Origin of the sequence: Lysinibacillus sp. RS10 (assembly GCF_041956855.1) — a bacterium.
In the GTDB taxonomy this organism is placed as follows: domain Bacteria; phylum Bacillota; class Bacilli; order Bacillales_A; family Planococcaceae; genus Lysinibacillus; species Lysinibacillus xylanilyticus_A.
Map to the genome: position 1 here is coordinate 3,257,850 of NZ_CP167122.1, position 17,135 is coordinate 3,274,984.

The following is a 17,135-nucleotide window of genomic DNA, read 5'->3' on the forward strand; positions in this document are numbered from 1 at the left end:
GAGGATAAATAAGGTTAAAAAAATGTTTGATGAGCGATTGCATCACTAATAACAATGAAAGTTAAGCAACAAAGCTATGGGGGTAACAATAAATAAATGGAGTGATAAAAATATGGTGAATTATAGGAAACACCGAAAAATCGAGCGACAAGGGGCATGTGATTGTGAAGATCGTTTTATATGGCCCCGTATAAAAGTTAGCACCCTTCCTACGGTAGCCCCTCCCCCAGTCATTGTGCCTAATGGAAAAATTATTCCAACAGTCAATAGATATTTCTATATTGTTACATCAGACATTGATTTGACTAATGGGGCAACTCTACCAGCTAACCTATTTTTCCATGACAATGGGAATTCAATAACCGAATTTTCAATTTTCAATCCAAATGGCTACGTCAATCTTTATATCAATGGTGTTATGCAGGAGGGTGGGATATATACCATAACTACAACCTCCCTAACCTTGAATTCTTATAATTCAACAATTTATAGAGGAACACCCATTATTATAGAATCATTAGGATTTTCTACAAAATAAGATAAGAATCATCGCTTTGAAAGGGGGTGAAAATAAGTGGCGCTTTCCATTATTAATATCCATGTAAATGTTTCAGCTACTTCGACAAGATTTTTCAATGTTTTAGCTACACCCTTAACGATCACGGATGGTACAACGGTTGCTGCTACTACCTTCTTAACTGATAGCGGTAATGCTGCAACTACTTTTCCAATCGTAACAAATGGTTACTATAATTTATATATAAATGGTGTGCTTCAAGAAGGTGCATCCTATACAGTTTCTGCTACACAATTAACGTTTCATACTGTTACAGGCGCTATCTCCGCTGGAACACCAATCGTTATTGAAGCTGTAGAGTTAGTGACTACAATTTAGTGTTCTTGAATACATTGGGTTGGGATGTATATGTAATCGAATACTACAATCGTATAGAGACACTACTTTCCAATAAGATACCTTCCTATAATTAAAAGTGGATGCCCTACATTTTAGGGCATCCATCCATACTACTTATATCGCTTGACGATTTAATCGTCCAATGCATATGAGTCTTCTCCGTGTATACATATTATTTGCCCGGAAATTTTGATTTTCTTCATTAAATGCAAAACGAATTGTGTGTTGGTTAATCAACATCGTATGAGGCAAATCAATCATTTGTTACGTGAATTGTCTCCTCGATGCAAAGTCTAATACAAGTTATTAAATCTTGAATATTCCATCCCGGTATTTTTCCATGCTGAATCGCCAAATCAAATGACGCAGGAATATGTATAAATCCAGCACGGACCCCTTTAAATTGCTTTGCGTAAGCTAACCCTTCATACATAATATTATTACATAAATAGGTACCTGCCGTATTTGAAATTTCCGCTGGATACCCTTCTTTGCATAATCGATTCACCATATTTCTGATCGGTAAATTCGTTATATAGGCGTCTACACCGCCATCATAAATACGCTCATCTACTGGTGTATAACCATTATTATCTGCTTCACCATCTTTAACATTAATCGCAATTCGCTCTGGCGTTATTTTAAAACGTCCTCCAGCTAATCCTAATGAAATAATAATTTGCGGCTTTATCTCAGCAATATATTGTTTCAGCTGCTGAGCAGATTGCTGAAAATCTACAGACAAAACCCTTCCTACAATTTCATAGCCACCCATCTTCTCTCCATTTAAATTTTCTACAATTTGCATTGTTGGATTAATTTTATATTCAAGAAATGGTACAAACCCTGTTAATAATATTTTTGTCATTTTCTTCACCTAATTTTCTATTGAACATTTTTTCATTGTTTCCTAACCGTAAGGATTTATTTAATTTTAAAATAAATTTCAGAAAAAACAAACAACTTTTTTTCGCACTTCATTGCAACGATAGGTTCAAAATTAATAAAAAAGCATAACCCAAAAATTACTCGGGTCATGCTCTACCTGTATGAAAATGGTCGTTATTTACACGTATTATTGCCCATTTTTACTATATTAGAACCGCTAGCTTCCGCTACAATCAGCATATACATAAGCAAAATAGAAAAAACTTTAATAAGCCAACAATAAACCTATAGTTCCCTAATCAACATGCCTAGTTTGCTTATTTTAAATGTGCAGTAGCCTGTTTCATGACGTATTTTCCTACTCCTATATAGATAGCTACTGTTGCTCCAATAAATACGAATGTCATAGCCGACCGCTCCTTTTTTATAAAAAATTTGGACTAAAGAATTATTTTTATGTAGACGTAAGCGTCCATTTATTGAATTTGAAAATCATTCTCATTAATATAATATAAATTTCCCAGTAATTCGTCAAGACATACTTTCATCTTACCTATTTATCATGGTAAGATGTAGAAAAGTCGGAAAAAGGATGCGGTAATGATGAGTAATTCGAAGTACTTTCAAACTATTTTAAACGGGACAATTCACGCTTTAAAATCGATCCTCCCTGTGGATATTGAAGTGAAAACGCCAAATATAATTTCAGAACCCTTTCAACAACAGCAAATGGGTGTTTTAATTGGCTTAATAGGAGATTTAAAAGGCCGTGTAATCATCGATTCTTCGCCTGAAGTATTTAGTGGCATCGGCAATACTATGTTTGGCATGCCTCTTGAAGGAGAAATGCTAGAATCTTTCACCGGTGAGTTTGGAAATATGATTGCAGGTAATTTATGTACAACCGTAGGACAAGAAAACTTAGAAATTGATATCACACCGCCAACAGTAATGGTTGGTAACACAAAACTATATGGCTTCGATAAGGCATTCGTACTCCCTGTTACAATTCCAAACATTGGTGCACTGACAGTTCTATTGACGATTGAAGAAGGATAATAGAACGATAGGATATCGAACTCTTCCAAATAATATATCCTATGTACTGCAATTTGCATCTATGAATACGCATTATCATTCGCATTAATTAGTAGAGGCTACATCATAAGCCTTGAGCCAAATTAACTAATAGTAAAATTTCTAGAAAAATAAGAGATTTTAATAAAATTACTCCAATTTCAACTTTAATTCATGCCACCTCAATGACTATTGAGGTGGCTTTTTTAATTCCCCTCCTCAATATTTCACATTTTCTTCACATAATTCGCTAATATGTGTGATTTTTTTCACATCGAAAGAAAATTTATTTATATATCATGTCAATTAGAAAGACCACAATAAAAGCGTAGGAGGAGCAAAAATGGCAAATAAAAAAAAACCTGATGAGAATTTAAAAGGTTCACTCTATGCGGTATTTGGAGTAGGCATCATGATCATCTTGCTTTGGGTGTACTGCTTCAATTTGTTCATCGAACGTTTTTAATCTACTAAGAAGGGACAGAGACTTATGCACTTACATAAGTATGAGAAATATTGGCTTGTGTTTGGAGTTACTACTTTAGTAGCATTCCTGATCATTCTAGGCATCGGTGCATTTCATCAAGGTTCACATCCGAACATTGGTAAAAAAACACTAGATTATGAGAAAGTAAAAGAATTTCCACCTTTCGATAATCCCGGTGTTCATAAAGTCGAAGGTAAAGATTGGGATTATGAAGTTGTTGTTTTAGCATCCGCATTTTATTACAACCCACCTGAAATTGAAGTTCCGCTTGGCGCGAAGGTGAAATTTATCGCAACTAGTGAAGATGTGATGCACGGTTTTGAGGTTGCAGGTACAAATATTAATATGATGCTTGAACCTGGTTATATTTCTGAATATGTAACAGAAGTAAATAAAGTAGGCGAGTTTTTAATTGTATGTAATGAATACTGTGGTACAGGACATACGATGATGCACTCTATGCTAAAGGTGGTGGATCCAAATGAGTCTAAATAATAATTTGACAAAGGTGGATCATCGTGATGCGAAGCTTGCAATGGCACATATTTACGTGGCATTCATCGCATTGTTATTAGGAGGTCTTGCAGGTTTATTACAAGTTTTCGTACGCTCTGGTCAATTCACATTACCAGCAGGCATTGGTTACTATCAAATTTTAACCGTACACGGTGTTTTACTCGGACTTATTTTAACAACGTTCTTTATTTATGGTTTCCAAATTGCTAGTGTTAGCCGTACGTCGGGGACATTTACAGCTAGTCAACGTCGTCTTGGCTGGATCGGCTTCTGGTTAATGACAATTGGTACAGCAGCTGCCTCAACAATGGTTTTACTTAACAAAGCAACTGTTTTATATACGTTCTATGCACCACTGAAAGCTCACTGGATTTTCTATTTAGGCCTTACATTAGTCGTTGTCGGTTCTTGGGTTGGCGGCGCAGGTCAAATTTTACGATATGCACAGTGGCGGAAAGAAAACAAAGGAAGCGGACAACGAAGCCCATTACTATCATTTATGGTTGTTGTCAACAATCTCATGTGGTTCGTAGCAACTCTAGGCGTAGCTGTTTCTGTTCTATTCCAGCTACTCCCATGGTCTTTAGGCTTCATCGAACGTGTTGACGTAGCATTATCACGTACATTATTCTGGTATTTCGGTCATGCTCTTGTGTACTTCTGGTTATTACCAGCTTATATGATTTGGTATGTTGTTATTCCAAAGGTTATTGGCGGAAAAATTTTCTCTGATTCTTTAGCAAGACTTTCGTTTATGCTATTCTTAATTTTCTCTGTACCGGTTGGGATCCATCACCAATTAACAGAGCCTGGTATTTCTAGCACATGGAAATTCATTCAAGTTGTTTTAACATTTGCTGTAATCGTGCCATCCTTAATGACCGCCTTCTCGATGTTTTCAATGTTTGAATTACGAGGTCGTGAATTAGGTGGTAAAGGGCTTTTCGGTTGGTTTAAAAAATTACCATGGAAAGATGCTCGTTTCTTCGTACCATTTATCGGTATGGTCGCATTTATTCCTGGTGGTGCAGGTGGTATCGTCAATGCCTCTTACCAAATGAATCAATTAATCCATAATACCATTTGGGTGACAGGTCATTTCCATTTAACAATTGCAACAGCCGTCGTATTAACTTATTTCAGTGCGGCATTTTGGTTAATTCCACATTTAACAGGTCGTACACTAACTAAATCTTTAAACAATCTCGGTAATTTTGCTGGTATTTTATGGGCAACTGGTATGACAATTATGTCCTCCGCTATGCATATTGCTGGTCTATTCGGTGCACCTCGCCGTTCTGATTACTCTGAGTATGGTGGTGCTCAACAAGCTTATGATTGGATTCCTTATCAAATTGCGCAAGCAGTTGGTGGCACGATCCTATTCATCGCCATCTTAGTCATTATTTATATTGTGGTGAAATTAGCTTGGTTTGCGCCAAAAGGCGAAGAGGAATTCCCAGTTGGTGAAGTACATGAAAATGGCGGAACGACACCGGCCATCTTAGAAAACTTTAAAGTATGGCTTGTGATTTTAGTAGCCTTAATTTTATTTGCCTATACGATCCCAATTTTCGATATCATTGCTAATTCCCCACCTGGCTCTAAAGGCTATCAACTTTGGTAACAATCTTTAGCATCTTCAAAAAAGCGATTTCTCTGTTGTTGAGAAATCGCTTTTTCTTTTAGAGTTGATACAGCTTCGTATACTTTTCTTGTAAATAGTTTGCTAAATATTTAGCATTTAAGCTTTCCCCTGTCGCCTCCTGTAGTAATTCGAAAGGCTTTTTCAGTGCACCATATTGATGGACTTTATCTGTTAACCATTCCCGAATTGGCAGAAGCTCACCCTTTTCTAACAGCTCATCAAAGTTTGGAATATCTTTATCCATGGCATGCTTCCATTGCGCAGCATAAATCATGCCTAAAGCATAGGATGGGAAATAACCAAACATGCCTCCTGACCAATGCATATCTTGTAATACGCCTATTGCATCTGTTTCAGGACGAATACCTAAATATTCTTCGTACTTATCATTCCATACTTGCGGAAGATCCTTTGCTTGAAGATCACCATTGAATAGGTCACGTTCAATTTCATAACGAATCATAATATGTAGTGGATATGTTAACTCATCCGCTTCAATACGAATAAAAGAAGGCTCTACCATATTAATTGCTCGAAGGAAATCAGCTAATGCTATATCTCCAAACTGTGCAGGTGAATACTTTTGAAGGCGCTCATAGTTATGCTCCCAGAACTTTTCGTTCCTACCAACAAAGTTTTCATAAAATAAAGATTGCGATTCATGGATACCCATGGATGTACCTGTTGCTAATGGTAAACCACCAAGCTTAGCATCGATGTTTTGTTCATACATAGCATGTCCACACTCATGAATTGTGCCAAAAATTGCTGAACGGAAATCATTTTCATCATATTTCGTTGTAATACGATTATCTCCATGATTCAACCCAATCATAAATGGATGCACACTTTCATCCAAGCGACCTGCCTCAAAGTCATAGCCTAGTTGCGCTAACATTTCTAATGATAATGCACGCTGTGACTCTCGCGGGAAATGCTTAAATAACATGCTTGTATCTGGTGTATTTGGTGACGCTGTGATTTTTTGCACAAGAGTAACAATTGTTTCACGTAATTCACCGAATACTTGGTCTAAAACATCTGTCGTCATATCCGGTTCATATAAATCTAATAATGTATTGTATGGTGAACCGTTTTTAATACCCCAATATTGAATAAATTTCTTCTGCCGGCTTATGATGTCCTCTAAATAAGGTAGGAATGAAGCGTAATTATTAGTTGCTTTTGCCTCTTCCCAAGCTGTTTCTGCTTTTGATTGTAGAATAACGTATTCCTTATATTCATCAGCAGGAATTTTTTTATTTTGATCGTAATTTTTGCGTACTTCTTCCACTAAACGCTGCGTAACATAATCGAGTTCTGCCTTTTGTGCCTCTAGAACAGTTAATAACTCCCCTAATTCTTCACTAGTTTGCATCTCAAACAAGGAGGCGGATAATGTTCCAACTACCTCTGCGCGTTGTGCTAATCCCTTCTTAGGTGCACCAGTGCGCATATCCCAATAAATCACATTGAGCGCTTCTTCATAGTGCTGCATTTTTTTCACATAGTCTGTAAATTGTTGTACAGTCATACTATCATCCTCCTTTTTCACGCTACTATTTTATCATATTTTCGAATATTTTGTATATTATGGACGAACTTCCTTTGTATAAATGGTAAGAAAATTTAATCTATTACCGCAGGAATAATATGCTCTTTAATTAATAACCATCTATCGCGTGGATTCATCATAAATTCTGATGAAATTGCTACAACCATATTCATTTTCGGCATACAACAAATCATATTGCCTCCATCCCCTATTGCTGCATATGTAAAAAATCCATCTTCTTGTCGTAGCCACCATAAATAACCGTAATGATTATCGTTCAACTCTGTTGATTCACGAATCCATCTCTCTGGAAGAACCTCGTTATTACCCCAAACGCCATTGTTTAAATAGAGGTAGCCAAACCGTGCCATATCACGAGTAGTTAAAGTTAGCCCCCATCCACCTGTCGAGTTACCGTTTGGATCATGAACCCACCCTTTTACGTTTTTCCCGAATAAATCATCAAACCCATATGCATCCATTCGATAGTCAGGAATTTCTTTCATGCCAAGCGGTGAAAATAAATGTTCATTTGCGAACGCACGAGCACTCTTGCCTGTACTCCGAGTAAGAATGGCTGACAGTAAATGAGCCCCTGCTGTGGAATACTTAAACGTGCCCATATTCCCCTTTTCCCCCATAATATCTAGCGTATACTGTACCCAGTCCTGTTGCTGACAAAGTATATCTAATGGTTCATGCCAGTCCTCAAAAGGATATGGTACCGTCATCGTAAGAAGATGACGTAAAGTAATGTCATGTTTTTTAGCATCTAAAATATATTCAGGGAAAAAATCCAACACTTTCTGTTCAACGCTTTTAATATAACCTTTAGCAATTGCAATACCAATAAGTGCAGATAGGACACTTTTTGTTATAGATGCTACATGATGAGTGTCTTCACGACCTTTGCCATGAAAATATTTTTCATAAGCTAAACAACCATTTCTGACAATAACAATGCCATTTATATTGCTATACTCACTTGTTATCGTCTGCTCTAGCTCGGATAGCTTATTACTGTCCATCTTTACGTTCTTCGATTCTACCATTTGCCAATTGATTGTTGTTTGCATAGGAACCTCCCAATGTTGGTTTTGTCATTTCTTCTTTACAGGAAAATATACCTCAGTTACATAATTTTCAGGAACATTTGCTTGATTTGGATCTGTTATGTATATTTCATAGGGTGGCAGTATCAATTCATACCCCTCTTTTTCAGTCCACTCAATTAAATTAGCATAGACTGATGATAATTCTGGATAAGCTCCTTCTAAAATTGATTTAGCACAAAGTCCTCCGGGTAAATCTCTCGTTCCTTTGACAGCCTCGGCTATTGGGATGGCAAACTCAGTATCATTGCCAGCAGGATTAAATTCAGGGCTGTGGTAAATCGTCATCGGCTTACCAAGTAATGTGAGCTTCTCCGTCGCAATCTTTTGATATATTTCACTAAAATAATTGCCATATCCCGATGCATAGTCATCGCTACTCATCATCTGGCGCTTATAAAGGATATTCATTGGCTTTGTTTCAACAAGCTGCACTTGAATATTTTCAAGGTAAGACATAATGGAAGTACCTTTCTCTAAACATAAAATATCTTCGCTCATTTGTTTCAACGTATTTTCATAAGCCTTTATTTTTTCCTGCATTTCTCTTTTCTTCTGACGGAGCATTAAAAAGAGCTTTTCTTCTCCTTGATGTTCTTCCATTTCTATAATGGCCCTAATATCTTCAAGTGAAAATTGATAGGATTTTAGTCGATTTATAAAGAGCATCCTTTTTAATTGCTTAATAGAATAATATCTATAACCATTTTCTATATTTATCTCATCTGGGTTAATTAATCCAATTTCATCGTAATATCGAAGTGTTTTTGTAGATACACCACATATCTTCGAGAATTCCCCAATCGATAACACAAAATCACCCCACGCATTGATTTGATACTTTGCTTCAATTCATTTATACACCTTCCCCTAAGGGCAAAGTCAATCAACAATCTTTACACTTTTAAATGGATTGACGTAATTAATGGAAACTGTAGCTTTGTAATAAAATTTGATTCAATTAATGATACTAACCTTGATATAAGAGAAAATTTAAAGAGCATGTTCTGAAAAAGATTGATCAAAACATGCTCTTATTTGAATGTGGCAGATTAACTTCTTTGTAAATAAATTTTTATATGTTACTTCTTACACTATAAGCTTTACTATACCGTCTTTGTACTCAAATAAATAATTATTATCTTTTTCTAACAGAACAGGTAAGTACTGACATACCATTTCAGCAACCCCTAAATTATTCGGGTTCATTATCCAATCTATTTGTTTCCAATCGAGAATCCCTTCTCTTGTTTTTTGTATGGATTCATCCCCTAATGTCGCATCTACTTCGAATAAGTACACATATATCCCATCTTTTTCCCCATCACTTTTATCCCATGTAATTACACCTTTTGAGTAATATTTGGTTACTTTGATACCTGTTTCCTCAAATACTTCACGTATTGCACCCTCATCAGCTGTTTCTCCTGCTTCATATTTACCGCCAACCCCGTTCCACACCCCCATAATCGGTGGCTTTTCACGATTCAGCATTAAGATTCGGTCATTACTTTTCAAAAAACATACATTATATTTAAACACTAAATCATCTCCACCATTAAATTAATTCATTATACCTCAACTAATATTGAACGAACCTGTTGCGATTGCACAAGAAGCAATTTCCTAATTGAATAATCGCTCTCGTTAATTTAATAACTTTCAGCAATATGAACAATTTTTTGAATAACTGAATTAACTTCTGCATTGTCTTTAATAACAAATAAATGGTCTGCTTCTCCTTCTTCTGGACCTGTTACATCTTCCTTTTGAGATTCAACTTGTTGCCTCAAAAGAACTTCCTCAAAATTAGAAAAAGGGCCCCTAAATATATTTGTACTTCTTTTACTTTGAGTAACTCTTATTTGAAGAACATCGTCAGGAATATCAAAATGAACCAAGATACGAACAAACTCATTTTTGTTAAACAACTCTTCAAGCAAATACAAACGTCCATTTCGACTTCGATTTGAGTTGCAAATAATAAGATTGAAATCAGTGTTTTCTTTGGCATAATCGACAATTAGCTTTGAGAGAGCATGTTTAAGAGTATTTGGCCCCCGTTTTGGTTGTAAGTTCTTATAATAAGTGTTTATAAATTCTGCTTGGTTATCTTGGTCCATAACAAAAGAGTTATTTAACACTTTTTCTAAAGCTCTTGCGAATGTAGTTTTTCCACTATGGGTTTTGCCTACTGTAATAATTACTAACCTTTTCATCATTTCAACTCCATTCCTAATTTTACAGCATAACCTATTCCACTAAGCTGCTCCGTTAGCACAAAAAGTGATTGCTCTAATTGAATAATCGCATCTGTTTCACTTCAATCCTCTGTAGATATTTCCCCTGTAGGGATTAGACAAAATGGAATACTAAAGGTCTTTTTGCAAAGCTACAGGTACCACATCAAGTGTGTTCCAGCAACTTCCTCTCTCTTACCAAATGTTCAATCGGTCACTTTGTTAACTAACCGTTTGCTTTTCCCAACAACTAAAAAAATGAAGCTCTCCTAAATCGTTTTCACGAACTAAAGAGAGCTTCTAAATCTATATATACGGGGAGTTTTAACTAGCTTTTAAGTGTACTGTTCGGTTTCCAATCAAACATTTTTAAGAGCTAAAATTTATGACAATAGATATATAGTTGGGGATCCAATATATCCTATTGACGAATAAGGTCCGATTACCTTATTTAGATGTTTTGGCAAATTTGTATTACTTGATTGACGGCTTCTGCTGAATGATGGAGCGCCGTTTTTTCTTCATTTGTCAGGTGCAATTCAATGACTGATTCAATGCCATTGCCACCTAATATTGTCGGTACCCCTAAAAATAATTCATGGTAACCGTACTCACCTTCTAAAAGGGCGATAGAAGGAATTATTTTTCGCTGATCTTTCATAATGATTTCTACCATTTGAGCACATGCTGCAGCTGGTGCATAATAAGCACTGCCATTCCCTAACAACCCAACAATTTCTCCGCCACCTTTACGTGTACGTTCTACGATTTGCTGCAGTCTGTCTTGAGGAATTAGTTTTTCTAATGGGATACCCCCAGCATAGGAATATCGAATTAAAGGGACCATTTCGTCGCCATGTCCACCTAAGACGAATCCTGAAACATCTTCTGGAGCAATTTGAAGCTCTTGTGCTACAAATGTATTAAAACGTGCTGTATCTAACACACCTGATTGGCCAATGATACGATTTTTCGGAAAGCCTGTTTCCTTATAGCAAACATAAGTCATAGCATCTACAGGATTGCTTAATATAAGAACAATGCTGTTAGGTGCATAGTGTTTGATTTGTTTAGAAACTTGTTGAATGATTTTCGCATTCGTCGTCACTAAGTCATCACGACTCATACCAGGTTTACGAGGGATACCAGCTGTAATAATGACAATATTTGCTCCAGCTATATCCTCATAATTACTCGTTCCTTTAATGGAAACATTAAACTTTTCGATTGGTCCTGTTTGTAATAAATCAAGCGCCTTTCCCTTTGTCGGATTTTCCGCTTCTGGAATATCCAACAGAACAACATCTCCTAGCTCTTTTTGGGCTAAAAATAAGCTTAATGTCGCGCCTGTATGACCAGCTCCGATCACAGCGATTTTACTTTTCCGAAATGTCATTAAGCCTCACCTCGATTTTCAGTAGCTGCTGTTTCCGTCGTTTTTTTAGCACGCGTTGATGTTGTAGTCGGTGCTGGCTTTTTCTTTGGTGCTTCTGGTCCTTTAATCATTTGGAACACATCTTCATCAGGTCTCGGAATAACATGAGCGCCTAACAATTCACCGACACGCATTGCTGCGGCTTTTCCAGCTTCTACTGCTGCTTGGACAGAACCAACATCACCTTTCACGACGATTGTCACAATCCCACCATCAACAAACTCTTGCTTGACGATGGTTACATCTGATGACTTAATCATCGCATCAGCAGCTTCGTAAGAGCCTACTAATCCTTTTGTCTCAATCATTCCAATAGCGCTACTCATTCTCTTCACCTCGCATAACTTCCGTAGAATCAATAATACCTATAACAACTGCATCGATAGGTAATGGATTGTCTGTCATAATATATCGTGATGATCCACCACTCGTAATGAGCACATCATCTCCAATTCCCGCTCCGATCCGGTCAGCTGCTACAATTTCTGTGCGAATCGGCTGTTGATTGGAATCGATTGGTTGAATGATTAATAATTTTAAGCCATTCAACCCTTCCTCTTTACGTGTAGCCCATACACTTCCTATCACTCTTCCCATCAGCATGAACATCACCCTCTTTATTCTGCATGAACTTTTCTAATTACTAGAGCGAATTGTTAACGTTTTATTCAACTCTCTTATTTTGTCATAAGCCAATGCTGTCACAATTGTTTTTTTAGTAACCACAATTTCCTTTGCTTCTATTTCAAGTACTTCTACCTGCGAAAGTAGCTTCTTATCAAAATGATAGATCGATGGTTTGTCAGCTTGACTTACGACTGGAGGAAGTTCTTTGATATTCTTTTGTTCATTCGCTTGAGCATTGACAATTTCTGCAAAGGCACCTTGTTGGATTAAACCTGCATTTGCTTCATCTGTATCGATATGCATCTCCAATCGATAACGCTCAGAAACACGAATTATTACATTTGATAAAATAATGGGTCTTATACCCTCAACTTTGATTTGCACTGATTGTCCATCCGCTACTTGGAAGCGTGCACTGTCAGCTGGTGACATATGAATATGAGCTTGAGCAATAATGAGTCCTTCATTTAGCACGGCACTGCCCTTTGGACCAATAAGTGTAACGGGGCTAGAGCCTTTTATATCTCCTGATACTCTTAAAGGTGGCTTAACCCCTAATTTCATTGCGTCTGTCCAGCTAATTTCTACTTGAGATAATGAACGAGCTGGACCTAAAATGCGTACCCGCTCAATGGAACCCTTTGGACCAGCAATAACAACTGTTTCCTCAGCAGCAAACTGGCCTGGCTGCGAAAGCTCAAACTTCGGTGTTAATTGATAATTCTCACCAAAAAGCTTCTCCACTTCCGCTTGTGCAAGATGTACATGTCGTGCTGATACACCAATAGGAATTTTTCCGTCATGTTGAGGGGAAGGCTGATTTTTCAAGACTTGCTGCAATACTTCTTCAACAATTTTTTGGACTAGATTTTCTTGCATCTAACCTCCTCCTTACGTCAATGATCTGACAATTCTTCCTTGCGCTTGCTGTTCAATAAAGCCCGCGTTCGCTTCATCTGTATCGATATGCATCTCTAAACTAAAATCGTTCGACACACGAACTACAACCCCACGAAATGTCACCGGTCGCGCACTATCTACTTCAACAGATACTAATTCATTATTTTGTACGTCCAATGCCAACGCATCTTCTTCCGTCATATGAATATGTGCCTGTGCAATAATGACACCCTGCTCGATCATTATTTCTTTTTCTTGATTGATTAATTTGATGCCAGCTGAACTTTCGATATCACCCGATTGCCTTAAAGGGGGGGTTAATCCTAATTTCATTGCATCTGTTCGACTGATTTCCACCTGTGTTGCCGCTCTTACAGGACCTAATACACGTACATTGTGAAGGACACCTTTTGGTCCCTCTATGGAGACACGCACTTTTGCTGCAAACTGTCCTGGCTGCGAAAGTTCAAAATCCTTTGTTAGCGCCGCATTTGGACCAAAAAGTGCTTGTAAATCCTCTTCACTTACATGTATATGCCGAGCTGAAATGGCCACAGGAAATGATTTTGTCGCTGTTTTCACGTTAGCCACCTCTATATCTTAATTACTGTTGAAAATGAATGGGCAGGATGAGGCACAATGTGATGCATCCTGCCCTTCTCTTTATGTGTTCTATCCGTTGGTTCGGCTTTTCTTTCCGTCGCTCCAATGATTTCATCCGTCGGTTCGACTTTTCCTTCCGTCGGTTCGGACCTTCATTCCGTCGCTTTGGTTCTTCTTTCCGTCGCTCTGGCTTCTATCCGTCGCTTTGGTTCTTCTTTCCGTCGCTTTGGCTTTTCCTTCCGTCGCTTCGGCTTTTATCCGTCGCTTTGGCTCTTCTTTCCGTCGCTTTGACTTTTCCTTCCGTCGGTTCGGACCTCCATTCCGTCGCTTCGGCTTCTATCCGTCACTTCGGCTTTTCTTTCCGTCGCTCTGGCTTTTCCTTCCGTCGCTCTGGCTTCTATCCGTCGCTTCGGCTTTTCTATCCGTCACTTCGGCTTTTCTTTCCGTCGGTTCGGACCTTCATTCCGTCGCTTCGGCTTCTAACCGTCACTCCGGCTCTTCTTTCCGTCACTTTGACTTTTCCTTCCGTCGCTTCGGCTTTTCTATCTGTCGCTTCGACTTCTCTATCCTTCGCTTCGGCTTTTCTATCTGTCGCTTCGACTTCTCTATCCTTCGCTTCGGCTTTTCTATCTGTCGCTTCGACTTCTCTATCCTTCGCTTCGGCTCTTCTATCTTTAAAATTAAGCTTCTGCTTTTGGTAAAATCATTTCTAATTCATGGTGTGGACGTGGGATTACATGTACTGATAAAAGTTCTCCTACACGTTGTGCCGCTGCAGCTCCTGCATCAGTAGCTGCTTTTACTGCGCCTACATCACCACGAACTAATACAGTAACAATACCGCCACCAACATGTACTTTTCCTACTAAATTAACGCTAGCAGCTTTCACCATTGCATCTGCTGCTTCAATTGCTCCTACTAATCCTTTTGTTTCTACCATTCCTAATGCTGTACTCATTTGTCATTCCTCCAAATTATTTATTTAATGTTATTTGTTTTAATACTTGATCCACAATTTGCTGTACCATAGCTGTATCAATAGATGAATCTTGTTCCTTGATACTTTCTACAACTGGATTTGTTAAGAATTCTGGTTTTGGCACCTCTACATCTTTAATGCCATAAGCCATACGTTTAATATTTAATAAATGTCTCGCTGTAATGTTATCGGACGTAATATTGCCACCAAACGTGCCACATCCTAATGTGAAGGAAGGTGCTAGTCCAGTAGTTCCACCAACAGCGCCAATAGAAGATAATGTGTTGACCACAATTCTGGACACTGGCAATTCAACTGAAAACTGCTCAGCTAAAGCCGCATTTTCTGTATGAATCGAACATGTATGGCCACGTCCACCAATGTTTAGTAAATCAATCATCACTTGTTTTGCCTCTGTGCTGTCCTCAACTGTGTATAATGCAAATATCGGTGACAATTTTTCAAGTGAAAATGGAATGTTTTTGCCAATCATCGTTTCCATCCCAACGAGTACTTTCGTATCTTCTGGCACGGTAATACCTACAGAATCCGCTAAGCATGCAGCTGATTTCCCTACAATTTGAGGATTTACTTTTCCTGGGATAGGAGAAATTAGCTTCTCCATCTTCACTTTCTCTTCATCACTCAAAAGATAAGCACCGTTTTTCTTTAACTCTGTTAAAACTTGTTGAGCAATGACTTTATCTACAATAATGGATTGTTCCGTTGCACAAATTGTGCCATTATCAAAAGATTTACTTTGTACAAGCTGACGAGCAGCCTTAGAAATATTAGCTGATTTTTCAATGTAAGCCGGAACATTTCCTGGTCCTACACCATAAGCAGGTTTACCTGAACTATAGGCTGCTTTCACTAGCGCACCGCCACCAGTCGCTAAAATTAAATGAATATCTGGGTGCTTCATTAGTTGCTGTGTAGCCTCCATAGAAGACATCGTTAAACAGTGTAGCAATCCTTCTGGTGCTCCTGCTTTTTCTGCAGCAACTCTACAAATCTCTAAAGCTTCCTTTGTACAGTCGACTGCATAAGGATGTGGGCTTAATACTAGAGCATTTCTAGTTTTCAATGAAATAAGTGTTTTAAAGATTGCTGTTGATGTTGGATTTGTCGTTGGGACAATGCCCGCGATCACGCCAAACGGACTAGCGATCTCTGTGACTTTTTTCATGCGATCGAAACCTACGACACCAACTGTCTTTAAATCTTTTATATCTTCGTAGACATCTCGAGAGGCAACCTCATTTTTCATTTTTTTATGATTAGGTATACCCATCCCCGTTTCCTGAACGGCCATATTTGCCAAACGTTCTGCTTCTTTAAATGCGGCATCAGCAACAGCTTTGACGATACTATCTACTTGCTGCTGTGAATACTGCATGTAAGCAGCCTGTGCAAGATTGGCACGTCTCACGGCGTCTCTCATTTCTTGAATTGCTAATAAATCTTTATCTAATGTGGCCATAAAGCCCCTCCTTTCTATACAACTGGGTTTCTCGCTAAATTCTCAATAGCTTCTCTAAAAGCATCTGCTGCAGCTTGGCAGGAAGATTGGCTACCACTTAATAAACCGCCACCGTAATTGGTTTCAGATGGTGGACCAAAGAAAACCTTTAGCTCTACATCTGCCGCCTTTAATGCAGCATCTAAACCAACGACAGCCTCAAGTGGTGGTGCTATTAAATAAGCAAGAGCAGTTCCAGCCTTAACATTCGCCAACTCTGCCAGATACGTACCACAGCTTGCTACAGTATGTGCAAAGAGAGCGTGGTTTTCATTTTGAAGAATAGCTTCAAAATACGCATCAAACTGAATTTTCTGTTGAATCGCATCTAAACCACTTCGTATTTCATCAGGTGATCTACCAGCAATGATGCCAATGACCTCACCAGATAATGGTCCAGATGCATGTGCCGCTCCAGCATAAAAGCTTTTTGCGTAAACAACATCAACATCTGCTTTTTTCGTCGCTTCATCTAATGCTACATATCCAACGTCATCTATTGTGAGAGTTACGAGTCCAATGCTATTGTGATATGGCTTTAAATCTAATTGCTCTGCTAATTCACTATTTACTCTTGGAATAATTTGCATTGCCAAAATTTCAGCCATAATTTTTTGAGGATTCATTGT

The 17,135-nt window shown here is 38.0% G+C and carries 21 protein-coding genes; 7 read left to right on the top strand and 14 right to left on the bottom strand.

What is annotated here, in order from left to right:
* Positions 1-112 precede the first annotated feature (112 nt).
* Positions 113-538: a DUF4183 domain-containing protein gene (locus tag ACB089_RS16675; protein WP_374967397.1), complete on the top strand. Its 426-nt coding sequence runs from the start codon at positions 113-115 to the stop codon at positions 536-538.
* Between the two features lie 36 nt (positions 539-574).
* The gene (locus ACB089_RS16680; protein WP_374967398.1) at positions 575-895 is read left to right on the top strand and encodes a DUF4183 domain-containing protein; all 321 of its coding nucleotides are present in this window, start codon (positions 575-577) and stop codon (positions 893-895) included.
* A 274-nt stretch (positions 896-1,169) separates the two neighbouring features.
* On the opposite strand, the gene ACB089_RS16685 is transcribed toward ACB089_RS16680, so the two are convergent.
* Positions 1,170-1,784 carry a pyroglutamyl-peptidase I gene (locus ACB089_RS16685; RefSeq protein WP_374967399.1) on the bottom strand — a complete coding sequence of 205 codons (615 nt, stop codon included), beginning with the start codon at positions 1,782-1,784 and terminating at the stop codon, positions 1,170-1,172.
* Between the two features lie 623 nt (positions 1,785-2,407).
* Here ACB089_RS16685 and ACB089_RS16690 point away from each other — a divergent pair.
* The 4 genes from ACB089_RS16690 (at position 2,408) to ACB089_RS16705 (ending at position 5,511) form a co-directional block, all read left to right on the top strand.
* Entirely contained in the window at positions 2,408-2,863 is a 456-nt protein-coding gene (locus ACB089_RS16690) for a chemotaxis protein CheX (protein WP_368637495.1), read from the top strand.
* A 361-nt stretch (positions 2,864-3,224) separates the two neighbouring features.
* Positions 3,225-3,347, top strand: coding sequence for a hypothetical protein (locus ACB089_RS16695; protein WP_263297538.1), 123 nt, complete (start codon positions 3,225-3,227; stop codon positions 3,345-3,347).
* 24 nt (positions 3,348-3,371) lie between these two features.
* Positions 3,372-3,863 carry a cytochrome B5 gene (locus ACB089_RS16700; protein WP_368637369.1) on the top strand — a complete coding sequence of 164 codons (492 nt, stop codon included), beginning with the start codon at positions 3,372-3,374 and terminating at the stop codon, positions 3,861-3,863.
* Positions 3,850-5,511, top strand: coding sequence for a b(o/a)3-type cytochrome-c oxidase subunit 1 (locus ACB089_RS16705; RefSeq protein ID WP_374967400.1), 1,662 nt, complete (start codon positions 3,850-3,852; stop codon positions 5,509-5,511). The genes ACB089_RS16700 and ACB089_RS16705 overlap by 14 nt, the downstream gene beginning before the upstream one ends.
* 58 nt (positions 5,512-5,569) lie before the next feature.
* Here the strand turns inward: ACB089_RS16705 and ACB089_RS16710 are convergent, their stop codons facing one another.
* From ACB089_RS16710 to ACB089_RS16755, 10 genes are all read right to left on the bottom strand, one after another.
* A complete protein-coding gene (locus ACB089_RS16710) occupies positions 5,570-7,066 on the bottom strand; it encodes a carboxypeptidase M32 (protein ID WP_374967401.1) in 1,497 nt (498 codons plus the stop codon).
* A gap of 95 nt (positions 7,067-7,161) precedes the next feature.
* Positions 7,162-8,163, bottom strand: coding sequence for a serine hydrolase domain-containing protein (locus ACB089_RS16715; protein WP_374967402.1), 1,002 nt, complete (start codon positions 8,161-8,163; stop codon positions 7,162-7,164).
* Positions 8,164-8,187: 24 nt separating this feature from the next.
* Complete coding sequence (locus ACB089_RS16720) at positions 8,188-9,012, bottom strand: MerR family transcriptional regulator (RefSeq protein ID WP_374967403.1); 825 nt, start codon at positions 9,010-9,012, stop codon at positions 8,188-8,190.
* A 276-nt stretch (positions 9,013-9,288) separates the two neighbouring features.
* Entirely contained in the window at positions 9,289-9,741 is a 453-nt protein-coding gene (locus tag ACB089_RS16725; RefSeq protein ID WP_374967404.1) for an NUDIX domain-containing protein, read from the bottom strand.
* A 110-nt stretch (positions 9,742-9,851) separates the two neighbouring features.
* The gene (locus ACB089_RS16730; protein ID WP_374967405.1) at positions 9,852-10,418 is read right to left on the bottom strand and encodes an AAA family ATPase; all 567 of its coding nucleotides are present in this window, start codon (positions 10,416-10,418) and stop codon (positions 9,852-9,854) included.
* Between the two features lie 472 nt (positions 10,419-10,890).
* Positions 10,891-11,835 (bottom strand): malate dehydrogenase, encoded by a 945-nt coding sequence (gene mdh / locus ACB089_RS16735; RefSeq protein ID WP_374967406.1) that lies wholly within the window; start codon positions 11,833-11,835, stop codon positions 10,891-10,893.
* Positions 11,835-12,200: a BMC domain-containing protein gene (locus ACB089_RS16740; protein ID WP_068982740.1), complete on the bottom strand. Its 366-nt coding sequence runs from the start codon at positions 12,198-12,200 to the stop codon at positions 11,835-11,837. Before ACB089_RS16740 ends, mdh begins: the two co-directional genes overlap by 1 nt.
* On the bottom strand, positions 12,193-12,477 hold the full coding sequence (locus ACB089_RS16745; RefSeq protein WP_068982741.1) for a EutN/CcmL family microcompartment protein: 285 nt from the start codon (positions 12,475-12,477) through the stop codon (positions 12,193-12,195). Before ACB089_RS16745 ends, ACB089_RS16740 begins: the two co-directional genes overlap by 8 nt.
* 33 nt (positions 12,478-12,510) lie before the next feature.
* The gene (locus ACB089_RS16750; protein ID WP_374967407.1) at positions 12,511-13,380 is read right to left on the bottom strand and encodes a phosphate propanoyltransferase; all 870 of its coding nucleotides are present in this window, start codon (positions 13,378-13,380) and stop codon (positions 12,511-12,513) included.
* Positions 13,381-13,392: 12 nt separating this feature from the next.
* Positions 13,393-13,983: a phosphate propanoyltransferase gene (locus tag ACB089_RS16755; RefSeq protein ID WP_374967408.1), complete on the bottom strand. Its 591-nt coding sequence runs from the start codon at positions 13,981-13,983 to the stop codon at positions 13,393-13,395.
* Between the two features lie 62 nt (positions 13,984-14,045).
* On the opposite strand from ACB089_RS16755, the gene ACB089_RS16760 reads away from it, so the two are divergent.
* Positions 14,046-14,705: a hypothetical protein gene (locus ACB089_RS16760; protein WP_374967409.1), complete on the top strand. Its 660-nt coding sequence runs from the start codon at positions 14,046-14,048 to the stop codon at positions 14,703-14,705.
* Here ACB089_RS16760 and ACB089_RS16765 read toward each other — a convergent pair.
* From ACB089_RS16765 to eutL, 3 genes are read right to left on the bottom strand one after another with little or no spacing between them, the layout of a single operon-like run.
* Complete coding sequence (locus ACB089_RS16765) at positions 14,685-14,963, bottom strand: BMC domain-containing protein (RefSeq protein ID WP_004269321.1); 279 nt, start codon at positions 14,961-14,963, stop codon at positions 14,685-14,687. The genes ACB089_RS16760 and ACB089_RS16765 overlap by 21 nt on opposite strands.
* Positions 14,964-14,979: 16 nt before the next feature.
* On the bottom strand, positions 14,980-16,467 hold the full coding sequence (locus tag ACB089_RS16770) for an aldehyde dehydrogenase family protein (protein ID WP_374967410.1): 1,488 nt from the start codon (positions 16,465-16,467) through the stop codon (positions 14,980-14,982).
* A 14-nt stretch (positions 16,468-16,481) separates the two neighbouring features.
* Entirely contained in the window at positions 16,482-17,132 is a 651-nt protein-coding gene (eutL, locus tag ACB089_RS16775; RefSeq protein WP_368637355.1) for an ethanolamine utilization microcompartment protein EutL, read from the bottom strand.
* Positions 17,133-17,135 lie beyond the last annotated feature (3 nt).